The 1,607-nt window shown below is 60.7% G+C and carries 1 protein-coding gene; it reads left to right on the forward strand.

What is annotated here, in order from left to right:
* Positions 1–296: 296 nt before the first annotated feature.
* Positions 297–1,607: phenylacetate--CoA ligase family protein (locus tag AYJ54_RS45450; protein ID WP_136624384.1), on the forward strand; the 1,311-nt coding region annotated here is incomplete at its 3' end.

Consider the following 1,607-nt stretch of genomic DNA (forward strand, 5'->3'; position numbering starts at 1 on the left):
TTTCACCTAGTCGTGAGTTGGGTCAGCTGCCTGTGCGGGTCTACATCAAGGGCGGGTTGATCGAGACGGTCTCTCGCGCCACGAGCGCCACAGCACCAGAGCCGACAGTGCCAGTGCCCGACGGGGCCAGCGCCGACAGTGCCAGCGCCCTAGCGGCCAGAGAAAGCGAGCATCAACCTCCGCGCCCCACGCGGCGCAAGCGCTTGCGCCGCGAGTCGGGCGCGGTTGGTTAGTTATAGGCCGTTTCGTCTGATGATCCTGTAAACCTTCGCGAGCCTCTTGCGCGGTGGTGCGACGTGAATGTCATCGCCACGCGCTCGCCTGCTGTGGGTTCACTTGTCATGAGCGAAAGCATCTTATCGGTATTGCTCGATGCGCATTGCGCAAGAAGGCAAGGTCTCAACGCCATTGCGCAGCGACAACGCGCTCGGCTGAGCGAGGCCGTCGCCTTCGCTAGCGCCAACTCGCCGTATTATCGCGAACTCTACCAGGATCTACCGGAGCGGATTGAGAATTCGTCCGTGCTGCCGGTGGCTAATAAGCAAGAGCTAATGCATCATTTTGACGACTGGGTCACAGACCGCGAGGTTAGTTTCGCGGCAGTGCGAGGGTTTGTCGATAACCCTGAGCTGATTGGGCAGCGCCTCCTTGGCAAGTATTCAGTGGCAACCACTTCGGGCAGCACCGGGACACCTGGAATATTTCTGTTAGACACACACAATTGGACGGTCACTCTCGCTTTTTCGCTGCGCATGATGATGGGCTGGCTTAGCGTCAGCGACATGTTTCGTCTCCTCGTCCGCGGCGGCCGTGCGGCGTCGGTCCTGGCGATGGGCGGCCATTACATCGGCGCAACCAGCTTTGCTGCAATCCGTACAAAGCGATCGGCCCGACGATTACGGGCCCTTCCGGCGCAGGCGCCGTTGCGCAATCTGGTCGCCGAACTCAATCGGTACCGCCCGGCTCTGCTCATCGGATACGCCAGCGTCATGGCACTATTGGCCGCCGAGCAGGATGCCGGTCGCCTACATATTCAGCCGGTGCTGGTTCTTCCGACTTCGGAAGGGCTTTCGCAGGACGGATACGACCGGATCGCAAGGGCATTCCACGCCAAGGTCCGGACCGTTTACGTCGCGACTGAATGCCTGTTCATGGCCATCGGCTGTGAACACGGTTGGTATCATGTCAACAGCGATTGGGTGATTCTCGAACCCGTCGACGCGAGCTATCGGCCGGTTCCGCCCGGCGAGGAGTCGCATACGGTCCTCGTGAGCAACCTCGCCAATCGCGTGCAGCCGATCCTCCGCTACGATCTAGGCGACCGCATCCTGCAACGACCTGATCCTTGTCCTTGCGGCAACCCACTTCCGGCGATCCGCGTACGGGGCCGAGCTGCCGACATCCTCACGTTTCCAACCGAACGCGGAGAGGAAGTCGCAGTGCCATCGCTCGCGCTTGAGATCGATCATGTACCCGGTGTGGAGTTGTTTCAGATAGTGCAGACTGCGCCAACACAATTGCGCGTTCGCCTACATCCCGCAGCCGACGCTGACCCAAGCCGGGTTTGGCGGGCGGTGCATTCCGAACTGACCAAGCTGTTGAATGAG

This window comes from Bradyrhizobium centrolobii (genome assembly GCF_001641635.1).
Classification (GTDB): Bacteria; Pseudomonadota; Alphaproteobacteria; order Rhizobiales; family Xanthobacteraceae; genus Bradyrhizobium; species Bradyrhizobium centrolobii.